This is a genomic window from Fictibacillus sp. Mic-4, assembly GCF_049843615.1.
GTDB lineage: Bacteria > Bacillota > Bacilli > Bacillales > Fictibacillaceae > Fictibacillus_A > Fictibacillus_A gelatini.
Map to the genome: position 1 here is coordinate 150,576 of NZ_JBBHZM010000002.1, position 22,657 is coordinate 173,232.

Annotated in this window: 24 protein-coding genes; 21 read left to right on the top strand and 3 right to left on the bottom strand. The window is 39.9% G+C overall.

Features of this window, described 5'->3' with window-relative positions:
* Positions 1-103: 103 nt before the first annotated feature.
* From WD019_RS03465 to WD019_RS03545, 17 genes are all read left to right on the top strand, one after another.
* On the top strand, positions 104-2,221 hold the full coding sequence (locus WD019_RS03465; protein WP_245595189.1) for an HD family phosphohydrolase: 2,118 nt from the start codon (positions 104-106) through the stop codon (positions 2,219-2,221).
* A 2-nt stretch (positions 2,222-2,223) separates the two neighbouring features.
* Complete coding sequence (ybeY, locus tag WD019_RS03470) at positions 2,224-2,700, top strand: rRNA maturation RNase YbeY (RefSeq protein ID WP_425710677.1); 477 nt, start codon at positions 2,224-2,226, stop codon at positions 2,698-2,700.
* Complete coding sequence (locus WD019_RS03475; RefSeq protein WP_425710678.1) at positions 2,697-3,068, top strand: diacylglycerol kinase family protein; 372 nt, start codon at positions 2,697-2,699, stop codon at positions 3,066-3,068. The genes ybeY and WD019_RS03475 overlap by 4 nt, the downstream gene beginning before the upstream one ends.
* 39 nt (positions 3,069-3,107) lie before the next feature.
* Entirely contained in the window at positions 3,108-3,503 is a 396-nt protein-coding gene (locus WD019_RS03480) for a cytidine deaminase (RefSeq protein ID WP_026676343.1), read from the top strand.
* Entirely contained in the window at positions 3,500-4,408 is a 909-nt protein-coding gene (era, locus tag WD019_RS03485) for a GTPase Era (protein ID WP_026676342.1), read from the top strand. The genes WD019_RS03480 and era overlap by 4 nt, the downstream gene beginning before the upstream one ends.
* A 116-nt stretch (positions 4,409-4,524) precedes the next feature.
* Positions 4,525-4,665, top strand: coding sequence for a YqzL family protein (locus WD019_RS03490; RefSeq protein ID WP_081412563.1), 141 nt, complete (start codon positions 4,525-4,527; stop codon positions 4,663-4,665).
* Between the two features lie 36 nt (positions 4,666-4,701).
* Entirely contained in the window at positions 4,702-5,445 is a 744-nt protein-coding gene (gene recO / locus WD019_RS03495) for a DNA repair protein RecO (RefSeq protein ID WP_425710679.1), read from the top strand.
* 89 nt (positions 5,446-5,534) lie between these two features.
* A complete protein-coding gene (locus WD019_RS03500; protein WP_026676340.1) occupies positions 5,535-6,182 on the top strand; it encodes a helix-turn-helix transcriptional regulator in 648 nt (215 codons plus the stop codon).
* A 17-nt stretch (positions 6,183-6,199) separates the two neighbouring features.
* A complete protein-coding gene (locus WD019_RS03505; protein WP_026676339.1) occupies positions 6,200-7,018 on the top strand; it encodes a pyruvate, water dikinase regulatory protein in 819 nt (272 codons plus the stop codon).
* 235 nt (positions 7,019-7,253) lie between these two features.
* Positions 7,254-7,724 (top strand): YaiI/YqxD family protein, encoded by a 471-nt coding sequence (locus WD019_RS03510; RefSeq protein WP_425710680.1) that lies wholly within the window; start codon positions 7,254-7,256, stop codon positions 7,722-7,724.
* Positions 7,725-7,807: 83 nt separating this feature from the next.
* Positions 7,808-9,613, top strand: coding sequence for a DNA primase (gene dnaG / locus WD019_RS03515; RefSeq protein ID WP_026676337.1), 1,806 nt, complete (start codon positions 7,808-7,810; stop codon positions 9,611-9,613).
* Positions 9,614-9,698: 85 nt separating this feature from the next.
* Positions 9,699-10,817, top strand: a complete 1,119-nt coding sequence (gene rpoD, locus WD019_RS03520; protein ID WP_026676336.1) for an RNA polymerase sigma factor RpoD — start codon at positions 9,699-9,701, stop codon at positions 10,815-10,817.
* Positions 10,818-11,044: 227 nt separating this feature from the next.
* On the top strand, positions 11,045-12,187 hold the full coding sequence (locus tag WD019_RS03525) for an acyl-CoA dehydrogenase (RefSeq protein WP_026676335.1): 1,143 nt from the start codon (positions 11,045-11,047) through the stop codon (positions 12,185-12,187).
* Positions 12,188-12,217: 30 nt separating this feature from the next.
* Complete coding sequence (locus WD019_RS03530) at positions 12,218-13,834, top strand: AMP-binding protein (protein ID WP_425710681.1); 1,617 nt, start codon at positions 12,218-12,220, stop codon at positions 13,832-13,834.
* Positions 13,835-14,061: 227 nt separating this feature from the next.
* Positions 14,062-14,415, top strand: coding sequence for a cytochrome c550 (cccA, locus tag WD019_RS03535; protein WP_026676333.1), 354 nt, complete (start codon positions 14,062-14,064; stop codon positions 14,413-14,415).
* Between the two features lie 74 nt (positions 14,416-14,489).
* Positions 14,490-15,197, top strand: a complete 708-nt coding sequence (locus WD019_RS03540; RefSeq protein WP_026676332.1) for a tRNA (adenine(22)-N(1))-methyltransferase — start codon at positions 14,490-14,492, stop codon at positions 15,195-15,197.
* Positions 15,190-16,311: a Nif3-like dinuclear metal center hexameric protein gene (locus WD019_RS03545; RefSeq protein WP_026676331.1), complete on the top strand. Its 1,122-nt coding sequence runs from the start codon at positions 15,190-15,192 to the stop codon at positions 16,309-16,311. The genes WD019_RS03540 and WD019_RS03545 overlap by 8 nt, the downstream gene beginning before the upstream one ends.
* 10 nt (positions 16,312-16,321) lie before the next feature.
* Here WD019_RS03545 and WD019_RS03550 read toward each other — a convergent pair whose 3' ends face one another.
* Complete coding sequence (locus tag WD019_RS03550; protein WP_026676330.1) at positions 16,322-17,266, bottom strand: 4-hydroxy-3-methylbut-2-enyl diphosphate reductase; 945 nt, start codon at positions 17,264-17,266, stop codon at positions 16,322-16,324.
* A gap of 110 nt (positions 17,267-17,376) precedes the next feature.
* On the bottom strand, positions 17,377-18,063 hold the full coding sequence (gene vrrA, locus WD019_RS03555) for a VrrA/YqfQ family protein (RefSeq protein ID WP_425710682.1): 687 nt from the start codon (positions 18,061-18,063) through the stop codon (positions 17,377-17,379).
* A 194-nt stretch (positions 18,064-18,257) separates the two neighbouring features.
* Here vrrA and WD019_RS03560 point away from each other — a divergent pair, with 194 nt between their 5' ends.
* The gene (locus WD019_RS03560) at positions 18,258-19,538 is read left to right on the top strand and encodes a DEAD/DEAH box helicase (protein ID WP_035349978.1); all 1,281 of its coding nucleotides are present in this window, start codon (positions 18,258-18,260) and stop codon (positions 19,536-19,538) included.
* Positions 19,539-19,562: 24 nt separating this feature from the next.
* A complete protein-coding gene (locus tag WD019_RS03565) occupies positions 19,563-20,456 on the top strand; it encodes a deoxyribonuclease IV (RefSeq protein WP_026676327.1) in 894 nt (297 codons plus the stop codon).
* A 39-nt stretch (positions 20,457-20,495) separates the two neighbouring features.
* Here the strand turns inward: WD019_RS03565 and WD019_RS03570 are convergent, their stop codons facing one another.
* A complete protein-coding gene (locus tag WD019_RS03570; protein WP_051291238.1) occupies positions 20,496-20,753 on the bottom strand; it encodes a DUF2624 family protein in 258 nt (85 codons plus the stop codon).
* 157 nt (positions 20,754-20,910) lie between these two features.
* On the opposite strand from WD019_RS03570, the gene WD019_RS03575 reads away from it, so the two are divergent.
* Positions 20,911-21,777, top strand: a complete 867-nt coding sequence (locus tag WD019_RS03575) for a YitT family protein (protein ID WP_026676326.1) — start codon at positions 20,911-20,913, stop codon at positions 21,775-21,777.
* Between the two features lie 107 nt (positions 21,778-21,884).
* Positions 21,885-22,649, top strand: coding sequence for a metal ABC transporter ATP-binding protein (locus WD019_RS03580; protein ID WP_026676325.1), 765 nt, complete (start codon positions 21,885-21,887; stop codon positions 22,647-22,649).
* The last annotated feature ends 8 nt before the right edge of the window (positions 22,650-22,657 follow it).

Below are 22,657 nucleotides of genomic sequence, written 5' to 3' on the forward strand. Positions count from 1 at the left end.
TTTTTGAGGTCCATTCTATTGAAAGGCAAGTTTTACGGTATCTTATTTGTCCATATTTTGTTAATATACATATAAATATGGTACCGCAAAGGAGGAACCGATTTTGAAACGGCTGAAACCAATATTGAAATCAAAACCAAAATTGAATTTGAATAGCATATTATTTGGTTTGGTGGCCGTCGTACTTTATCTTCTTCTTTTAAGCAATGTAACGCCAAATACAGTCAATGTTGACATGTATTCCATTTCTCCCCGCGATATTCAATCCCCCATCCGGATTGAGATGAAAGAGGAAACGCTAAAAAAGCAAAATGAAGCCGCGGAAAAAGTAGAGAACCGATATACGTATAAAGAAGATAATGCCCTTCAGCAGGCAGAAAAAACAATCGATATTTTTAAAACCATTCAAAAAATAAATGAAGAATCTGATAAGAAAACGAATAAAAAAGATGCGTTAACACTTGATGAAAAGATTGACCAATTAAAAGGGATGGTCAATTTTGACGAGGTGTCGCCGGAAGCGTTTAAGGCGCTTTTTAATGCTACGCCAAATGAATTGGAAACGGCAAAAGATTTAACAAGTTCTGTTATAAATGACACGATGAGCAATAAAATTAAAGTGGACGAGGTAGGACTGTATCGGGAAAGGGCGGAAGAAAAGATTCGCCAGAATACAAACTTTTCAGGCGCATTAAAAAATGCTGTTATTGAACTAACAAGAGCGGCGATCGTTCCAAATTATGTCTTTGATGCTGAAAAAACGAGAATTGCAAGGCAAAAGGCAATTGATGATGTTGACCCGGTTGAGATAAAAGAAGGGGAAATTATTGTTCGCGAAGGAGAAGTCATTACTCCTGAAATATTTAAACAGTTAAAATTAGTTGGTCTGCTTGATAAAGATTTATCGGTTTATCCATATATTGGATTGCTCATTTTTGTTATTGTTATCGTCAGCGGTTTATATTATTTAACAAAGGATCATTTAAGCGATCAGAAAAAACAGGCAAGCCTTACTATTTATACGATGTTATTTGTATTCTCGCTTTTGTTGATGAAACTTGTAAGCTTAACAGAAAAAATGGATGTGTCCGGAATTTATTATGTCGTTCCGATCGCCTGTGGGACGATGATGATTAAAATCCTTCTTGACGAACATGTCGCAATCATTACAAGTTTAGTTTTGGGAATTTGTGCAGCCCTTATTTTTAATGAAAGCACATCCGGCACGTTTAATTTTACGATGTGCTTATATGTGGCATTAAGTGGCGTTGCGGGTGTCATTTATCTCGGCAAGCGGCATCAGAAAGCAAAAATCGTCAAAGCCGGCTTATTTGTCGCTTTAGTGAACATATTGTCGATCGCCATTATTTTGCTATTGCAAAACGGGAAGTATTCACTCATTCAAGTGGGGATAGACGTTGCTTTTGCGATTTTATCAGGCTTTTTAGCTTCCATTTTAACGCTTGGCTTTATGCCGGTAATGGAATCCTGGTTTAGCATTTTATCGCCGACGAAATTGATCGAGTTATCCAACCCAAATCATCCTTTATTGAGAAAAATATTAACAGAAGCGCCGGGGACGTATCATCATAGTGTTATGGTCGCAAATCTTTCAGAAGCAGCGTGCGAATCAATAGGCGCCAACGGTCTTCTTGCCAGGGTTGGATCGTACTATCATGATGTAGGCAAAACGAAGCGGCCGCATTTTTTTATTGAAAACCAGATGAACATGGAAAATCCTCATGATAAAATCGCTCCGCAATTAAGCAAGACAATTATTATTGCACATCCTTATGACGGCGCAGAAATGTTAAAAAAATATAAAATACCGAAAGAAATTATTGATATCGCGGAGCAGCACCACGGAACAACGTTATTAAAGTTTTTTTATCATAAAGCAGAGCAACAAAGTGAAAAAGAAATTCCTGAATCGGATTTCCGTTATCCGGGCCCGAAAGCGCAAACGAAAGAAGCAGCCGTCGTTGGAATTGCGGATAGTGTGGAAGCGGCTGTTCGTTCGCTTTCCAAACCGACACCGGTTAAAATTGAAAGCATTATCCGGAAAATTATAACGGACAGGCTGGAAGATGGGCAATTTGATGAATGTGATTTAACATTAAAAGAGCTGGATACGGTAGCCAGAGCCTTATGCGAAACATTACAGGGCATTTTCCATTCACGAATTGAATATCCAGAAGAAGGAAAGAAAAAGGTGGAGTAACAATGGCACTACAAATTGATTTTACCGATGAAACAAACTTAATTTCTGAAGAGCAACTACACACACTTAGAGAGCTGTTTGATATAGCCGCTCGGATGGAAGGGATTGCAGGCGAGGCCGAGCTTTCCGTAACATTTGTAACGGATGAGAAAATACAAGAAATCAATAAAGAATATCGCCATAAAGACCAACCGACAGACGTTATTTCATTTGCATTAGAAGAAATGGTGGAGGATGAAGTTGAGATTATCGGCGCAGACTTGCCGCGAATGCTTGGAGATATCATTATATCGGTTGAAACTGCTAAAAGGCAGGCTGCGGAATATGGCCATTCAATCATGCGCGAGCTCGGGTTTTTAGCTGTTCATGGATTTTTACATCTGATAGGCTATGATCATATGAATGAATCCGATGAAAAAAAGATGTTTGCCCGTCAGGATGAAATTTTAAATGAGTACGGATTAACAAGAGAACAATGAAATTTTCTTTCGCTAAATTTCTTAAAAGCTTTGGATTTGCTTTTGAAGGAATTGTTTATGCCTATAAAAATGAACAAAATTTCAGGATTCATCTTGGAGCAGCTACGATTACCATTCTTTTTGCATTCTGGCTTGACTTTTCATCCATTAGAATGTTATTGCTCTTGATCGTCATTGGCGTCGTACTTGCTTTAGAGCTTGTTAACACCGCAATTGAACGAGTAGTTGACCTGGTGGCTAAACATCATCATCCTCTGGCGAAAGAGGCAAAGGATGCGGCATCAGGCGCAGTTTTGGTTTTTTCCATAATTGCTGTTATAATCGGAGTACTACTGTTTATTGAACCATTAATAAACAGAATGAAATAAACTGAATATTGTAGGATTGGCGAAAGGTGGAAACAAAAAATGGATAAGGAAATGCTAATAGAAGAGGCAAAACGTGCTAGAGAGATGGCATATGTCCCTTATTCGAAATTTAAAGTTGGAGCAGCGCTTCTCACGAAAGACGGAAAAGTATACCGCGGGGCGAACATCGAAAACGCAGCGTACAGCATGTGCAATTGCGCCGAACGAACCGCGCTTTTTAAAGCGTATTCAGAAGGAGACAAAGATTATAAGGCGATGGCTGTCATTGCCGACACCCCCCGTCCAGTTCCTCCATGTGGCGCTTGCAGACAGGTGATGAGTGAACTTTGTCCTCAAGAGATGACCGTTTTCTTAACGAACTTAAATGGAGATGTCAAAGAAGTAACGGTTAAAGACCTTCTCCCGGGCGCATTTTCACCGGAGGATTTAAAATGATGAAAGAAGGGTATAAGTCAGGTTTTGTTTCCATTATCGGCAGGCCGAATGTTGGAAAGTCAACATTGCTTAATTACATTGTTGGACAAAAGATCGCGATTATGAGTGATAAGCCACAGACGACGCGAAACAAAATCCAGGGTGTTTATACGACGGATGAAGCGCAAGTCATTTTTATCGATACACCAGGCATTCACAAACCGAAGCATCGATTAGGTGACTTTATGACGAAAATCGCTCAACAAACATTAAACGAAGTTGACTTAATATTATTTGTTGTGAATGCAGACGAGGGCTATGGCAGAGGAGATCAATTTATTATCGACCGATTGGAAAAAGTGAACAAACCGATTTTTTTAGTCATTAATAAAATTGATCTTGTCCATCCTGATGAGCTACTTCCGTTGATCGATTCCTACCGTTCAAAAGTCGATGTGGATGAAGTGATTCCGATCTCTGCAGCACAGGGGAATAATGTCAATACATTAATGGAGCAAATTATTCACTATTTGGACGAAGGTCCGCAATATTATCCGGAAGACCAGGTAACTGATCATCCGGAACGATTTATTACGGCTGAATTAATCCGCGAAAAAGTGCTTCATTTAACACGAGAAGAAGTTCCCCATTCCATTGCGGTAGTTATTGAACAAATGGAAAGACGAAAGGACAGCGATGTCGTTTATGTCAATGCGACCATCATTGTTGAACGCTCTTCGCAAAAAGGAATTGTTATTGGAAAGCAAGGCAAAATGTTAAAAGAAATTGGAGCCCGGGCAAGAAAAGACATTGAAGCGTTATTGGGATCGCGTGTCTTTCTTGAATTGTTTGTCAAGGTGCAGGCAGATTGGCGAAATAAGCTGAGGAATTTAAGAGAATATGGCTTTAATGAAGATGATTATTAACTTCCTTTTCTGTTCGCTGAATTAAAATGTCAAATTTTCCTTCACATGAAAACCGTATTAAAGGTCAACCTATTAACACGAGAGTTAGACAACAAATAGAAAGGTGGAGCATTCCCATGAAAGAATTTACCTGGAAGGTATTTTGTGAAACGGGCAGCATCGATACCTATTTGTTATTTAAAGAACTTGAAAAGGATGGTACTGGGAATCCATTAGATCCGGATATTTCGGTACAGACGGACTCTCCCATTCAGTAAAATTAGGTTGCCTTCATTAAACTGGTGGTGATGATATTGCTGCAAAAAGTTGAAGGAATAGTGATGAAAACCATTGATTACGGTGAATCCAACCTAATTGTCACAATGTTTACAAGAGAAAATGGAAAAATTGGTGTAATGGCAAGAGGGGCGAAAAAACCAAAAAGTCGCCTCTCTTCTGTTGTGCAATTATTTACATATGGACAATATGTTTATCAAAAAGGCTCGGGGCTCGGGAGTTTAAGCCAGGGAGAAATTCTTTCTACATTTCGCCATGTGAAGGAAGATTTATTTAAGACCGCCTACTGTGCGTACATGCTCGAATTTCTTGATAAAGTAACAGAGGAGAAAAAAAGGAATCCGTATTTATTTGAATTGCTCCTTCAATCATTGCAATTGGTCGATGAAGGAGTTGACCCTGAAGTGATCGCTTTTATTTTTGAAATGAAAATGCTTAGAGTCGCTGGAGTAGGCCCTGAGGTGAACCAATGTGCAAATTGCGGAAGCCGGGAGGGACAATTCTCATTTTCGATCCGGGAAGGTGGCCTGCTTTGTGAACGCTGTGCTGAAATAGATCCTCACCGGATAGTCATCTCCTCTCAAGTGGCCAGGTTACTCAGGCTCTTTTTTCATTTTGATTTAAACCGGCTTGGCACCATTTCTTTAAAAAAGGAAACGAAGAAACTGCTGCGGATGATTTTATCACTCTATATTGAGGAATTTACAGGGATCACATTCAAATCGAAACGCTTTCTTGATCAATTATCGAAACTTGAATAAGAACACTTTTTTCAAGCTAGTTATTTCGCTTGTTCCACTTATTAGTATATAATGTTTAGTAAAGAGTATAACACATTTCATTGTGTAAGGTGGTGCGAACGATCGAACTGAATAAAAGACAAGAAACGATATTGCGTATTGTTAAAGAAAATGGACCTATCACCGGCGAACATATTGCCGAACAATTGAAGTTAACCCGGGCCACTCTCAGACCAGATCTGGCGATTTTAACAATGGCGGGTTATTTAGATGCAAGACCACGTGTCGGTTATTTTTATACTGGGAAGACCGGTTCTCAATTATTAACTGAAAAAATCAAAAAAATCAAAGTTCACGAATTTGCTTCAATACCTGTCGTAGTAAGCGAATCGGCAACCGTTTATGAAGCAATTTGTACAATGTTTCTTGAAGATGTCGGTACATTGTTTATTGTTAACAAAGATGCCCATCTCGTCGGCGTTGTTTCGAGAAAGGATTTGTTGCGGGCAAGCATGGGAAACCAGGATTTAAATTCAATTCCGATCAACATTATTATGACAAGAATGCCCAATATTACGTATTGCTTTAAAGATGATTATCTTCTTGATATTGCGCAAACGTTAATCCAAAAACAAATTGACGGTGTCCCGGTCGTAAAAGCTTCTGAAGATCAAGACGGTTTAGAGGTCGTCGGCAGGCTAACGAAGACGAATATTACGAAAGCCTTCGTAGAACTTGCATCTGATGAAATTATATAATTTGAATGGAGGTTACAATGACCAACACACGACGAATCATTTATTTAGTCTCTGATTCCGTAGGGGAAACGGCAGAACTAGTCGTTAAAGCGGCAGCAAGTCAATTTAACTCTCAACAGCTAGAAATAAGACGTATTCCTTATGTCGAGGATACAGGAACTGTCCAAGAAGTTATTGACCTTGCCAAAGAACAAGGGGCGCTGATCGCATTTACACTGGTTGTTCCGGAAATTAAATCCTATTTAGTTGATCAAGCTCATAAAGAAGGCGTTATTGCGGTTGATATTATCGGACCAATGATGAATCAAATGGAACATTTTCTTGGCCAGGTACCCCGATATGAACCAGGAATTGTCCATCAATTGGATGATGATTACTTTCGCAAGGTAGATGCGATTGAATTTGCTGTTAAATACGATGACGGAAGAGACCCGAGAGGAATCTTAAAAGCGGATATTGTTCTTATCGGCGTGTCCAGAACTTCGAAAACTCCGCTTTCCCAATATCTCGCCCATAAGCGATTAAAGGTCGCCAATGTTCCTTTAGTGCCTGAAGTGGAGCCGCCAGAAGAAATATTCAACGTTCCGAGCGAAAAATGCTTCGGTTTAAGTATAACACCCGAAAAGCTAAATGATATAAGAAGAGAAAGGTTGAAAGCACTCGGGCTTGATTCAGGGGCAAGTTATGCGAATATTGAACGGATTAAAGAGGAATTAGCGTATTTTAAAAAAATCGTAGATCGAATCGGCTGCAGGGTAATCGATGTTTCAAATAAAGCTGTCGAAGAGTCTGCTAATTTGATCTTTAATATCTATCAAGGTAAAAGCTACCGGTAGCGTGTAACGTACAAAATTCATTGAATTTTGTACGTTTCTTCTTGATCAAAAAAAATATAAATTAGTGGAATTATTATTTCTTTTTGATTATAATATAACATTGTGATTAAAAAGTATAACATTGATCTAAAATAGAAGATTATTAACGAAAAACAGTAGATCTGTCAAAATCAGGTTTTGTTCGACAAATTGAAAACATAGAAGGATTCCGGTAAAGGATGTAGAAATTAAAACTATGACGAAACAAAATCCATTAGTGTTGATTGATGGAGATGCGTGTCCTGTTCAAATCAAGCAATCAACTTTTGAAATTTGCAATGACTATCAATTAGAAGCAGTAATGGTCATTTCTTATGCACATATGTCAGAACAAACATACGGTATGCGATATGTATTGGTCGATTCAAACAGAGAGGAAGTCGATTTATACATCATGAACCATGTTAATCAAGGTGATGTCGTCATTACCCAGGATCACGCACTGGCAAGTATTTTAGTAGCGAAAGGAGTTTACGTCATCTCTCCAAGAGGGAAAGTGTTTCGTGAGGAGGAAATGGAGAGGATGCTGTTTGAACGTTTCGTTTCTGCAAAACAAAGGAGGGCAGGGAATCGGACAAAAGGACCTTCCAAATTTACAGAAACAGACCATGGCAATTTTTGCTTCGAATTTAAAAAAATATTGTCGAATCTTGAAGGATTTTATTAATTTATAACGAATAAGTATAACTTGTCTGCTTTTTTTCTTTATTTTTTAAGGGCTAGAAGCAGGAAGTAAGTACGGTGATGAACATGGCTGAACGGATTCCTGAAGAAACTATCGAACGAATAAGAACATCAATGGATATTGTTGACCTTGTCAGTGAATACGTTCCATTAAAAAAGCAAGGCCGAAATTATTTCGGACTGTGCCCGTTCCATGGGGAAAAATCCCCATCTTTTTCTGTCTCGCCTGAAAAGCAAATATATCATTGTTTCGGTTGTGGGGCAGGTGGAAATGTATTTTCGTTTCTAATGAATATTGAAGGGTATACTTTTATTGAAGCCGTCCGACATATCGCTGAAAAGAACGGCATCGATTTGCCCCAGTTAAAGGTTCAAGAGTTTTCCGATAAAGAAGACTTTCGAACCAAAATGGTCGAAGCCCATGAACTCGTTGCAAAGCTTTATCATCATTATTTAGTCAATACTAAACAGGGGATAAAAGCTCTTGGCTATTTAAAAAATAGAGGGTTTACGGATGATGTGATTCAAACCTTTCAAATCGGCTACGCTCCTGATTCATGGGATGCTGTTACCAACTTCCTCGCCAAACGGGGGTTTTCCCTCGAAGTTGTCAAAAACGCAGGTCTACTTGGCAAACGGGAATTTGACGGTAAGTTTTTTGACCGTTTCCGAAACCGCATTATGTTTCCGATTTGGAATCGCAATGGCAAGGTAATCGCATTCGGTGGAAGGGTATTGGGAGAAGGTGAACCGAAATATTTAAACAGCCCGGAAACGAAGATTTTTAATAAGGGCAAAAATTTATATGCCTTTCATTTAGCCAGAGCCGAGATGAGAAAGAAGCAACAGGCGGTTTTATTTGAAGGATATGTTGATACAACAAGTGCTTTTAGGGCCGGAATAACAAATGGTGTGGCTACACTTGGAACTTCATTAACGGAGGAGCAGGCGGCGCTGCTCGCAAGAAATGTTCAAAGCGTCACAATATGCTATGATTCTGACCATGCAGGGATTGAAGCGGCATTTCGAGCCGCGAAAATATTAGAAGAAGCGGGCTGTTTCGTAAAGATAGCCCAAATGCCAGGCGGATTAGATCCCGATGACTACATTCAGACCTATGGACCTGAGAAGTTTCAAAAGGATGTAATAGGGACGAGTTTAACCGTAATGGCCTTTAAAATTCAATATTACCGCAAGGGAAAAAATCTCAATGACGAAGCGGAACGAATGCTCTATATCGAAGAGGTAATCAATGAGATAAGCAGGCTTCCGAAAGCTGTTGAACGAGACCATTATTTGCGGCAGCTTGCTGATGAATTTCATCTTTCCCTTGAAGCGTTAAAGCAACAACAATCCCAAGTCTATAAGCAGATAAAGCGGCAAAAGGATAACGTTAACCAAAATAGGAATAATAATTCTAGGTTTCATTCATTTATTAATAAACCTCTATTGCCAGCTTATCATAATGCTGAAAGAATTCTTCTTGCCCATATGCTGAAAGACAGAGAAATTGCTTTTGCAATTCAAGAACGTCTTCCCGGAGCATTTAATATAGAAGAGCACAATGCGATTGCAGCATATTTATATGCCTTCTACGAGGAAGGAAATTTGCCGAATGTCGGCCTTTTGCTTGAGCGCATTGATGACGAGAAGTTACGTAAGATTACGTCTGAACTGGCGATGATGACAGTAACTGATCACCTTTCTGACCCTGAGTTAAACGATTATGTTAAACAAATCAGTTCCTATCCAAAAAAATTGGAAATACAGGAAAAAGAAAGGCAAAGAAAAGAAGCGGAACGACAGCGAGACTACACCCTGGCAGCCCGCATTGCAATGGAAATATTGCAAATGAAAAAAGCATTGAAATAAGTGCTCGATAAGGCAGAGTTTAAAAATCTTTTAACGTTTATAAGGTTTATAATTTGTTGGTTGAAGTGTGGAAGGAGGGGATCGAATGGCTGAGAAACCGAACCGTGAAAAAACGGAAGGCGAATTAACCATCGATCAAGTTAAAGAACAATTAATCGAAACAGGAAAAAGACGAGGTGCACTCACTTATTCAGATGTGACAAACAAATTAGCGCCGTTTGATCAAGATTCTGAGCAAATGGACGAATTTTTTCATTACCTTGAAGAACAGGGCATTGAAGTTATTGACGAGCCGGATGACGATGAAGAGCCGAAATTTGAAGAAAAAGACGAAGAAGAATTCGACCTTAACGACCTTAGTGTACCGCCCGGTGTTAAAATCAACGATCCGGTAAGAATGTATTTAAAAGAAATCGGACGGGTTGATCTTCTCTCTGCAGAAGAAGAAATTGAATTGGCGAAACGGATCGAAGAAGGCGATGAAGAAGCGAAGCGCCGATTGACCGAAGCCAACTTAAGGCTTGTCGTCAGCATCGCCAAACGTTACGTAGGGCGGGGCATGTTGTTTCTTGATTTGATCCAGGAAGGAAATATGGGCTTAATTAAAGCCGTTGAAAAGTTCGATTATGATAAAGGGTTTAAATTCAGCACATATGCAACATGGTGGATTCGCCAGGCGATAACAAGAGCGATTGCTGACCAGGCGAGAACCATTCGTATTCCAGTTCATATGGTCGAAACGATCAATAAATTAATTCGAGTTCAACGTCAACTCCTTCAAGATCTAGGGCGTGATCCATCACCTGAAGAAATTGGAGCGGAAATGGACTTATCGCCAGACAAGGTAAGGGAAATCCTTAAAATTGCTCAAGAACCTGTATCGCTTGAAACACCAATTGGTGAAGAAGATGATTCCCATCTTGGTGACTTTATTGAAGACCAGGATGCGCTTGCCCCTTCTGAAGCTGCAGCATATGAATTGTTAAAAGAACAGCTTGAAGATGTTCTGGATACGTTAACGGACAGGGAAGAAAATGTGCTCAGACTCCGCTTTGGACTTGATGACGGCAGAACGCGAACGCTCGAAGAAGTAGGAAAAGTGTTTGGAGTAACGAGAGAGCGTATTCGCCAAATTGAAGCAAAAGCATTGCGGAAATTACGCCATCCTAGCCGAAGCAAGCGTCTGAAAGACTTCCTTGAATAATTGTTGAAAAATAAGTCTGCCTTTTGAGCAGGCTTATTTTTTTATGTCTAAGTTCCTTTAGTAACTTTCGTCTTTGTATATATTTTACTGATTCTTTTTCTGTAATGCAAATGGCCTTCTAAAAAAAGCTTATTAGAATAAAAATATTGTAAAAATTCAGCCTTTAACTCTATAATAAACTTGAAAGCGTATACAAACAATATTTTTTTTACAAAAAGGAGGTCAATATGAATTTTGCTTTAACGGATGAACAATTGATGATCCAGAAGATGATTCGCGAGTTTGCAGAAGAAGTAGTAGCCCCCGATGCAGAAAAACGGGATAAGGAGAAAAGGTTTCCGAAAGAAGTGTTTCATAAACTATCCGAATTAGGGATGATGGGGCTTCCTTTTCCTGAAGAATACGGAGGAGCCGGGGCTGATACCGTTAGTTTTGCAATTGTTGTCGAAGAACTGAGCCGTGCCTGCGGATCTACAGGCATTACATACGCGGCACATATTTCTCTCGGCGGTGCTCCTTTGAATATGTTTGGCACAAAAGAGCAGAAAGAAAAGTATCTCGTTCCGATTTGTACCGGGGAATCACTTGGAGCATTTGGATTAACGGAAGCGGGGGCGGGATCTGACGCCGGCGGTACGGAAACAACGGCAGTGCAGGAAGCGGGTGATTGGGTCATTAACGGAAGCAAATGTTTCATCACAAACGCAAGTTATGCAAAGCATGTGGCCTTAACAGCTATTACAGGACGGAATGGCGGAAAAAAAGAAATAAGCGCCATTATTGTTCCAACCGATACGAAAGGATTTTCCGTTCTGGATAACTATGAAAAAATGGGACTTCATGCCTCCAATACGACAGAACTTGTTTTGGAAGATGTCAGGGTGCCCGCAGACCATCTTCTCGGCAAACGGGGCGAGGGCTTCAAACAATTTTTAGTGACGCTTGATGGGGGAAGGATCGGAATCGGTGCAATGGCGGTTGGGATCGCCCAGGCGGCCTATGAAAAAGCGATTCAGTATGCAAAGGAACGAAAACAATTCGGCCGTCCGATTTCCAACTTCCAGGCGATTCAATTTAAACTGGCGGATATGGCGATGAAAATTGAACTGGCAAGAATGATGGTTTATAAGGCAGCATGGTTGAAGGATTCGGGCAAGAAGTTTTCAAAGGAAGCCTCTATGGCGAAGTTGTTTGCTTCTGAAGCATGTACATCTATTTGTTCAGACGCTGTTCAAATTCATGGGGGGAACGGCTATATGAGAGACTACCATGTTGAACGTTATTATCGAGATGCGAAGCTATTAGAAATCGGAGAAGGAACATCGGAAGTTCAGCGAATGGTTATTGCGAGAGAAATTGGCTGCCGATAATAAAAAAATTGTTCCAGGTAGAGGTGAACTATGGGGGATCTATGGAATAAAACGGTTGGCGAATGTTTAAAAGAGCAAGTTCAAAAGTATGGCGGACAAGAGGCGGTTGTATATAGCAGCTTAAATTTACGGTACACGTATAAAGCGTTTTATGATATGACAACAAAAGTGGCAAAAGGACTGTTGGCGTTAGGTATACAAAAAGGGGATCATATCGCGGTGTGGGCGACCAATGTTCCGGAATGGCTCCTTTTGCAATTTGGATCGGCCAGAATTGGCGCCGTTCTCGTCACGGTAAATACAAATTACCAATCTTCAGAGTTGCACTATTTATTAAATCAATCGGATACGAAAGCATTATTTTTAATAGAAGGCTACCGTAATACTTCCTATGTAAAGATCGCTCTAGAAACAAAGGAGCAGGCTGAGAGGTTCCCGTATCTCGAACATTTAATCTATCTTGGAAAAGGTGCGCCTGAAGGAATGCTCGGTTGGGAAGAGATGCTCAAGAAAGGGGAACAGCTTTCGGATGATGAGCTCATGCAATATGAGAAAACCCTTCATCCTGATGATGTCATTAACATGCAATATACATCAGGGACAACCGGCTTTCCAAAAGGGGTAATGCTCACACATAACAACATTGTAAACAATGCCCATCAAATAGCCGAAGCTATGAACTTAACAAATGACGACCGACTATGCATTCCTGTACCTTTTTTTCACTGCTTCGGCTGCGTGCTCGGAGTGCTGGCGGCCGTTTCAGTCGGGGCGACGGTAGTTCCTCTCGTTCAATTTGATCCGGAAGAAGTGCTTGAAACCGTACAGCGTGAAAAATGTACAGCGCTCCACGGTGTTCCAACGATGTTTATCGCCGAATTAAATCATCCAAGATTCAACGAATTTGACCTATCTACATTAAGAACGGGGATCATGGCAGGATCTCCTTGCCCGATCGAAGTGATGAAAAAAGTTATTCATTTAATGGGAATGGCGGAAGTTACAATTGCTTACGGACAGACGGAATCGTCTCCTGTCATTACGCAAACACGAACGGATGACCCAATTGAACGAAAAGTAGAAACAGTTGGCAGAAAACATCCAAATGTCGAAGTGAAAATTATTGATCCTGTTACCGGAAAAGAAGTTCCCTTTGATGTACAAGGAGAACTTTGTACACGAGGCTATCATGTCATGAAGGGCTATTATAAAATGCCGGAAAGCACAGAAGAAGCAATTGATCAGGACGGTTGGCTTCACACCGGTGACCTTGCAACAATGGATAAGGAAGGTTATATAAAAATAACAGGACGGCTGAAGGATATGATTATCCGCGGAGGAGAAAATGTGTATCCGAGGGAAGTGGAAGAATTTTTGTACACTCATCCTGATATTCTCGACGTGCAAGTCATTGGGGTTCCAGATCCGAAATATGGGGAAAAAGTAGCCGCCTGCATTCGCTTAAAAGAAGGCGCCCATTTAGAAAAAAAAGCAATTAGAGATTTTTGCAAAGGTCAAATCGCAAATTTTAAAATTCCTGAATACATCTTTTTCGTTAATGAATATCCGATGACAGCTTCAGGGAAAATTCAAAAATATAAGCTCAGGGAAAGTGCCAAAAAGTGGGTAGAAGAAATTAATGTTTAATTGAAAATACCGCCAAGAATGGCGGTATTTTTTCCATTCAATAGGAAAGGATAATGATAGCAGATAGATTTTCTGGGAAATGATAGAATGTTGTGACAAAACGAGTAAAAATCGTCTTGCCTCTTTTCTTTGAAACTTATTTCAGATACAATAGGAAATGGATTATATTTTACATAACCAGAGCAAAAGAGAATCAGCAAAGTGTGACAGTTGAAGGAGGAAATAAGATGAAACGTAATCCGCTTGTGCCTTTTTATGTAATCGCAATAATAGGAATTGTTGCCATTATTTCGGTATCCGGTTGGGGAATCCATAATAAAAATGAGGCACAAAAAGCAAAAGAAAAAGCGGCATTAAATCCGGAAACAATTGTTAAGAAAAATTGTACTTCATGCCATGGACAAAATTTGGAAGGTGCAGTCGGACCTAACTTACAACACATCGGAAAAGAGCTGTCAAAAGATGATATTTTAAATACCATTAAAAACGGTAAAAAAGGTGCAAAAGGGCAAATGCCTGCCGGTGTAATCCAGGGGGATGAAGCGAACATTGTGGCTGACTGGCTCTCAAAGAAAAAATAAGAGAGAAAGCTTTCTGTTTATTTCGACAGAAAGCTTTTTTATTCAATACATTATTAAAATTCAGGTGAAGAAAAATGAATGTTGAAAAACTATCATTACGTTTGGAAAAAGTGGCGAAATATGTTCTTGATCACTCGATTGTTGCTGATATTGGATCGGACCATGCGTATTTGCCATGTTACCTTGCCGTAAATAAGCGAATAAAAGGTGCCATTGCAGGCGAAATCAATGAAGGTCCGTATCAATCGGCTAAAAAGCAAGTGGAAGAATCGGGACTCGAACATGTCATTACTGTTCGAAAAGGAAACGGTCTTGCGGTTATTTCCGCAAATGAGGCAGAGGTCATTACCATTTGCGGAATGGGTGGACAATTAATCGCCACTATCCTTGAAGAAGGAAAAGAAAAGCTCGAGGGTGTAAAACGTCTGATTCTACAGCCAAATGTTGGATCAGAGTCGGTAAGAAAATGGCTGTTAAAAGAAAATTGGATTTTAGTTACGGAAGAAATATTAAAAGAAGACGGAAAAATTTATGAAGTTCTTGTGGCCGATCGAACCGGGGTACAGCCTTATAGCGGAAATCCTACATATGAGTTACTGTTAGGACCATATTTATTAAAAGAAAAAAGTGACGTTTTTCGCGAAAAATGGCTTGGAGAAATTGCCCAATGGACTAACATTTTAAAGCAAATGAAGAAAAGCGGTTCACCAGGGGTGGGGTTGAAAATCGCAGAGTTGAAAGAAAAAATAGAAACAGTAAAGGAGTTGATTAATTATGGTTAAACCAGCGAATGGACAATGGATCATATCAATTATGGAAAAGTTTGCGCCAAAATCATTGGCTGAAGAAGGAGACCCGATCGGACTACAAGTTGGAACATTAAATAAGCCGGTCAAAAAAGTGATGATTGCGCTAGATGTGCTGGAGACTGTCGTTGATGAAGCGATCGAAAAGGGTGTCGATCTCATTATTGCACATCATCCGATGATTTATCGCCCGTTAAAGCGGATTGATACGTCCCGTTCGCAGGGGAGGGTCATTGAAAAGTTAATCAAAAATGATATAACGGTTTATGCTGCCCATACAAACCTTGATGTTGCTCAAGGGGGGGTTAATGATTGGCTGGCTGAAGCATTAAAGCTTACCAATACGACTGTATTAAAGCCAACGACCATGGCTAAATATATAAAACTTGCTGTATTCGTTCCAAAAAGCCATGTGGACAAAGTGAGAGATGCGATTAGCTCCGCGGGTGCCGGCCATATCGGAAATTACAGCCACTGTACATTTAATTCAAGCGGGCTAGGAACTTTTAAACCTTTAGAAGGCACGAATCCGTATATTGGCAAACTAGGGGAATTAGAAATCGTAGATGAGGTAAAGATTGAAACAATTGTCCCTGAAGCATTAAAAAAAGCTGTTATTTCGGAAATGCTTCACGCACACCCATATGAAGAAGTAGCTTACGATGTATACCCACTTGAAAATGAAGGGGAGTTTCTCGGAATTGGTAAAATCGGCCAATTGGAGAAAGCGATGACACTTGAAGAATTCGTTCAGCATGTGAAAAACAGTCTTCATGTAAACGCGTTAAGGGTAATCAAAGGACACAATCGCCCGATTCAAAAAGTAGCCGTTGTCGGAGGAGATGGAAATAAATTCATATCAGCCGCTCAATTCAAAGGAGCCGATGTCCTTGTTACAGGTGATATTTATTACCATAATGCACATGATGCACAGGCAGAAGGGTTAACGATTATTGATCCAGGGCATAACATCGAGAAAATCATGAAAAAAGGATTGCAACAAGTCATCGCCCAATCTGTAAAAGAAAAAAAATACGATACGGAAGTCATTTGTTCTGAAGTCAATACTGATCCATTTATGTTTATGTAAAAAATCCCCTTTATAGGGGATTTTTTACTTTAGGTAAAATTCGATCAAGGCTTACTTTACGTTCGCGTTTCCATGTGGATGGATCATTTTCATCATATTGGGTAAGAAATTGAATAACTTCTTTTGTGATCGGTGTTGGGGTTGATGCACCGGATGTCACTCCGACTTTTTGAACTCCTTTTAACCAATCGAGCTCAATTTCTGTAACATCTGCAATACGATACGCTTTTGTTCCGGCAATTTCTTCAGAAACTTGTGCTAGCCGGTTCGAATTATTACTTCTCGGGTCTCCTACAACAATGACAAGATCACAGTCTTTTGCCTGCTCAGCTACCGCTTCCTGGCGAACCTGTGTGGCTAAACAAATTTCTTTATGAACTTCGGCATGTGGATATTTCTTCAAAAGCTGTTTAATAATTTCTGCAACATCCCATTGGCTCATAGTCGTTTGGTTCGTGATTAAAATTTTCTCGCTAGTAATTTTAAGATGATCAATATCTTCAGGTTTCTCAATTAAATGCACAATCTCCGGAGCGATGCCGATTGCTCCTTCAGGTTCGGGGTGGCCCTTTTTCCCGATATAAATGACTTCATACCCTTCACGTTCTTTTTCACGGATAAGGTCATGTGTCTTCGTCACGTCAGGACATGTTGCATCAATTTCATACAATCCTTTTTCATGGGCGATTCTTCTCACTTCGGGTGAAACCCCATGTGCGGTATAAATAACTGTTCCGGAATCAATGTTTTTGATTAAGTCAAGCCGGCTTTCGCCATCAAGTGTAATAATTCCCTCTTCATTGAAGGCTTCGGTCACATGCTTATTATGGACAATCATACCCAATATATAGATAGGTCTTGGTAAAGTAGGATTTTTCGCTGCCTGTCTTGCGAGTACCATGGCGTCAACGACACCGTAACAATAGCCCCGAGGAGATATTTTGATGACTTCCATTATGATCTCTCCCTTATAGTGAAAACTTTTCGTACGATATAAATTTATGGTTTACTTATGCATCTTCACTTCATTATAAAGGAGAGAGAGGTTGAACACAATGAATGAGATTATATATAGAGCTTCGGACGGGGCTGAGATTTTTCAATTATTCCTTTTGCTTCGATTTTACGTGATAAAGAGGGTGCTTTATATCCTTTAGGACCCGTGATTTTCATTAATTCATTTTCATCACTTTTTTGAAATTCCTTATTTTTATTCTCGTCTTTAATGTTGCTTGTTTTTTTGCGTTTTTTATGCGTTACAATGTTTGTATCCGGCAAGCTTTTCCTCTTCGTTTGCTTCGTTTGGATCGTTTCCTCATTGATAGAAATTGACTCATTTAAATTTTTATTTTTTTCAGGCCGGCTACGATTGATTTTTTCTTTTAGTTTTTCTTTAAAAGATAGACTCTCTTCAGCTTTTGGACCGTCGCTTTGACTTTCACTTTCTTTTTCTTTTGGCATAAAACTTGTTAGGCCGTTTTGGAATTTTTTCACTAAATTCGGCAAGTTTTTTACTGCAGGTCCATACTGTCTGAACATTGGCCCCATTGTTTCAGCCACTTGAAACATTTTTTGGACATTTTCAAGCACCGTCATAATATTGACAGGAGCTCTTGCAGCACCCCCTGTCCCGATTAATCCGGGGGCACGGGCGAAATTAGTAAGTCCGCCAGTTCGTGCGGGAAACATTTGCCCTGGAGGAAAAGAATTAGGTGCTCTCATTTGTGGGCCGGGTGAAGGAAATGGATTCATCTTGCATAACCCTCCTTTCGAAAAAAATACTCTCATTTAAGGATATGAAAAATCAGGCTAAAGGTGTGTCTTTCATTTGGGAATGGGTATTTACCTGGTTCAATCGGTCAAAAATATTATTCATAGCTTATTTTTACTACTTCCTCTATAATACTTAAAGGAGCAGCACAACAAGAAAACAGGTGATAAAGAAAATGAGTAGTCCTTTTGAACGATTAAATATATCGGATTTTTTAATTAAAGCGCTGGAAAAACAAAATTTTAAAAAACCGACTGAAATTCAGGAAAGGGTAATTCCCGGTGCGATTAATGGCCACGATATAATCGGACAATCACAAACCGGATCGGGAAAAACATTGGCCTTTTTGCTTCCGGTCATTCACCGGGTTGACCCTTCAAAAGATGAAATACAGGCGATTATTACAGCGCCGACTCGTGAACTAGCGCGGCAAATTTATCAAGAATATGAAAAGCTGGCACAATATTTCCCGGAAGATCAATATGTAAGGGCCAAGACAGTAGTTGGTGGTACGGACAGGAAACGAATGGTGGACAAGTTGAAAAATGTCCCGCATGTGTTGATCGGAACCCCCGGCCGCATTAAAGACATGGTCATAAACGAAGGTATCAATGTTTATACCGCTACTGCTTTAGTCGTGGATGAAGCCGATCAAATGCTTGATATGGGCTTTATTGAAGATGTTGACCAGGTGGCAGCCCGAATGGCAGCTAATCTGCAAATGCTTGTTTTTTCTGCTACGATACCTGAAAAATTGCAGCCATTCTTGCGTAAATATATGGAAAATCCACGTTACGTGCATGTAAATCCGGAACAAGTGACGGCACAGGACATTAAACATGTACTCATTCCAACGAAGCACCAGGATAAAACGAAACTTCTGATTAAAGTAGCAAAAGCGTATAATCCGTACCTGGCAATTATTTTTGTAAACACGAAAAAGACAGCCGATGAGGTGGCGGATGCAATGCTTGCCGAAGGAATGAATGTTGAACGCCTGCATGGGGATGTGCCGCCAAGAGAACGAAAGAACATTATGAAACGGGTCCAAAATGCGGAGTTCCAATATCTTGTCGCGACCGATCTTGCCGCAAGAGGCATTGACATTAAAGGAATCAGCCATATTATTAATTATGAATTACCCAGAGATCTAGACTTTTACATTCATCGAACGGGCCGTACAGGACGTGCGGGGATGTCGGGAATTGCGGCTACCCTGTTTGAGCCTTCGGATCAATTAGCCATCCAAAAGCTTAAAAGCTGCAACATTCATTTTGTACTGGAAGAGCTAAGAGGCGGTGAATGGGTAGAAATAAAAACGCGGACGAGAAAAAACGCATCCAATCGCGAGAAAGGGATTGTTCTCCCAAAACCAAAGAAAGTAAAGCCCGGCTATAAGAAGAAATTGTTAGAAGAGAAAAAGAAATTGGCGAAAAAACGTAAAGGTTTTAAATAGAATTTTGGGGGAGAGGGGATTAATATGCTTAAATTAGGTTCACATGTATCAATGAGCGGTAAAAAAATGCTTCTTGGAGCTAGCGAGGAAGCCGCATCATACGGTGCCAACACATTTATGATTTATACCGGAGCGCCGCAAAACACAAGACGCAAGGCAATTGAAGATTTAAATATTGAAGCTGGAATCCAGCATATGAAAGAACATGGGATGGTCGATATTGTTGTGCATGCACCTTACATCATTAATATCGGCAACTCTGTAAAACCTGAAACGTTTCAATTGGGTGTCGATTTTCTTCGTTCAGAGATTGAACGGACAGCGGCAATCGGGGCAAAACAAATCGTCCTGCATCCCGGAGCCCACGTTGGTGCAGGATGCGAAGAGGGAATTAAGAAAATCATTGAAGGATTAAATGAAGTATTAACGCCTGATCAAGATGTTCAAATTGCATTGGAAACGATGGCTGGAAAAGGCTCGGAATGCGGAAGGTCGTTTGAAGAATTAGCAGCCATTATTGATGGCGTTACACATAATGAGAAATTGTCAATCTGTTTTGATACGTGCCACACACACGATGCAGGTTATGACATTGTTAATGATTTTGATGGCGTGTTAAATGAATTTGATAAAATTATCGGCATTGATCGGATCAAAGTTCTTCATATTAATGATAGTAAAAACGAGCGGGGAGCGGCCAAAGACCGCCATGAAAATATCGGGTTTGGAAAAATCGGCTTTGAAGCATTAAATTATATTGTGCATCATCCGCAATTAATGGAGCTACCGAAAATTCTTGAAACGCCTTATGTCGGTACAGATAAAAATAACAAAAAGCCGCCTTATAAACTTGAAATTGAAATGTTGAAAAATAAAACATTTGATGAAAGCCTTCAGGAAAAATTGCTAACGGTTTAAAGAAAGAGCCGAAGTGAACGTTCACTTCGGCTTTCCCTGTTAATTTAAGTAGTTGTCAATTAAATATTGCACCATGTTCGCTTTTTCTCTGCTAACCTCTCTAGCGATCGTCTCAACAATCATTTTTCGTTGTGTTACATTTTTAACATCTATTTTTTGTCTTCTTAAGATGGCCACTACTTTTTGTGCCTCTGCCTGCGTAATGTGGACATTATATTGTGCTGCCAGATTCATCAATTCCTGTGGAGTCAAACTATTAATTTTTTGGTTTAAAAAATGAAGTGTTATTGGATTCATTTTATAATAACCTCCCATCTTCCATATCATATGAAGGAGCCCAGAGAATGTGAACTTAAAAAATCACTGTTTTGCAAGGACGGAGCACCGGGAAAGGAATTGATTAGTGTTTTATGTCATAATGGATAGAGAAGCTAACTTTACGAGGGGGACTAGAATGACAAAAAAACAACATAAAAAAGAAAGTCTTTCGCATTTGATTTATCGTTTCATTATGATATTGCTAGGTGCAGCGCTTGCGGCTGTCGCTATCGAACTTTTTTTAATTCCAAATAAAATCATTGATGGTGGAATTATCGGCATTTCCCTCATATTGGATTATTTAACACCTCTAAACTTCGGAATTCTCGTTTTCCTTCTGAATTTACCGTTTGTTCTTTCGGGCTATAAACAAATTGGAAAAACGTTTGTCATTTCGTCATTATTCGGCATCCTTTGTCTTGCTGTTATCGAAACGTTTTTACATGGCGTTCAACCGTTTACCGATCAGCCTGTACTTGCTACCGTGTTCGGCGGACTGCTTTTAGGAGCGGGCGTCGGAATTGTTATCCGACATGGCGGAGCAATGGATGGGACGGAAATGCTCGGCATTATGTTGACGAAAAAAATTCCATTTTCCATCGGCGAGTTTGTTATGTTTATCAACATTTTCATTTTTGCCTGGGCGGGGTTCGTGTTTGGTTCAGAACATGCAATGTATTCAGTCATGACGTATTATATTGCCTTTAAAACGATTGATACTGTTATTCAGGGGCTTGATGAAACGAAGGCTGTTCTTATCGTGTCAGACCATTATGAAGAAATTTCAAGTGGCATACTTGACCGTCTCGGCCGGGGAACAACGAAGCTAAAAGGAAAGGGCGGCTATACGGATGAAGAGAAAGAGGTGATTTATGCTGTTGTAACCCGCCTTGAAGTGACAAAATTAAAAAATATTGTGTATGAAATTGATAGCAATGCATTTATTACGATTATGAATACACAAGAAACGAGAGGGGCAAAGTTCAAATCCCCAATCCATTAGCGTATCTATTATGGATACGCTTCTTTTATTTACAATAGGGTCAGCGTAATGTATACTAAATGCGGAATATAAATCGTAATTATTACTATTTATTGTTGGAGGAATATATGAAAGGAAAAGAAGAGGCAGCCATTTCAATAAGAAACCTTTCGTATCATTATGGTGAGCGAAATGTGCTTGAAAATATATCATTAACTGTGCAAAAGGGGGCATTTTTAGGGCTGGTTGGTCCAAACGGTTCCGGAAAATCAACCTTGATTAAATGTATTCTTGGCTTTCTTAAGCCGCAAGAAGGAAGCATTTTTTTGTTTGGCGAAAAGGTGGAGCGTTTTAAGGAATGGAATAAAATAGGGTACGTTTCACAAAAAGCTAACAGTTTTAATACGGCGTTTCCGGCAACCGTATTCGAAGTCGTATCGATGGGTCTCGTGGGCAAACTCGGGCTTTTTCGCTTTTTTAAAAAACAGGATAAAGAAAAAGTAATGAAGGCGATTGAAGCGGTAGGGATGGAAGAGTTTGCCCGCCGTAACATTGGAGAATTATCAGGCGGTCAACAACAACGTGTTTTTATTGCAAGAGCGCTTGTAAGTGACCCTGAGCTCTTGATTTTGGATGAGCCGACAGTTGGTGTCGATGCACAATCGGCAACTGATTTTTACGGTATGCTAAAAACTTTGAACGAAGAGCGGCATATGTCGCTGCTTCTAGTGACCCATGATGTCGGGGTTATGAGCGACTACGTAACGGATGTTGCCTGTTTGAATCAAACCATTCATTTTCATGGAAATAAAGAAGAATTTAAGAAAAACAAAGAAGAAGGATTATCCGGCGTTTACGGGCACCATGTTCATGTTTTAAACCATCAACATTAAGCGAGGTC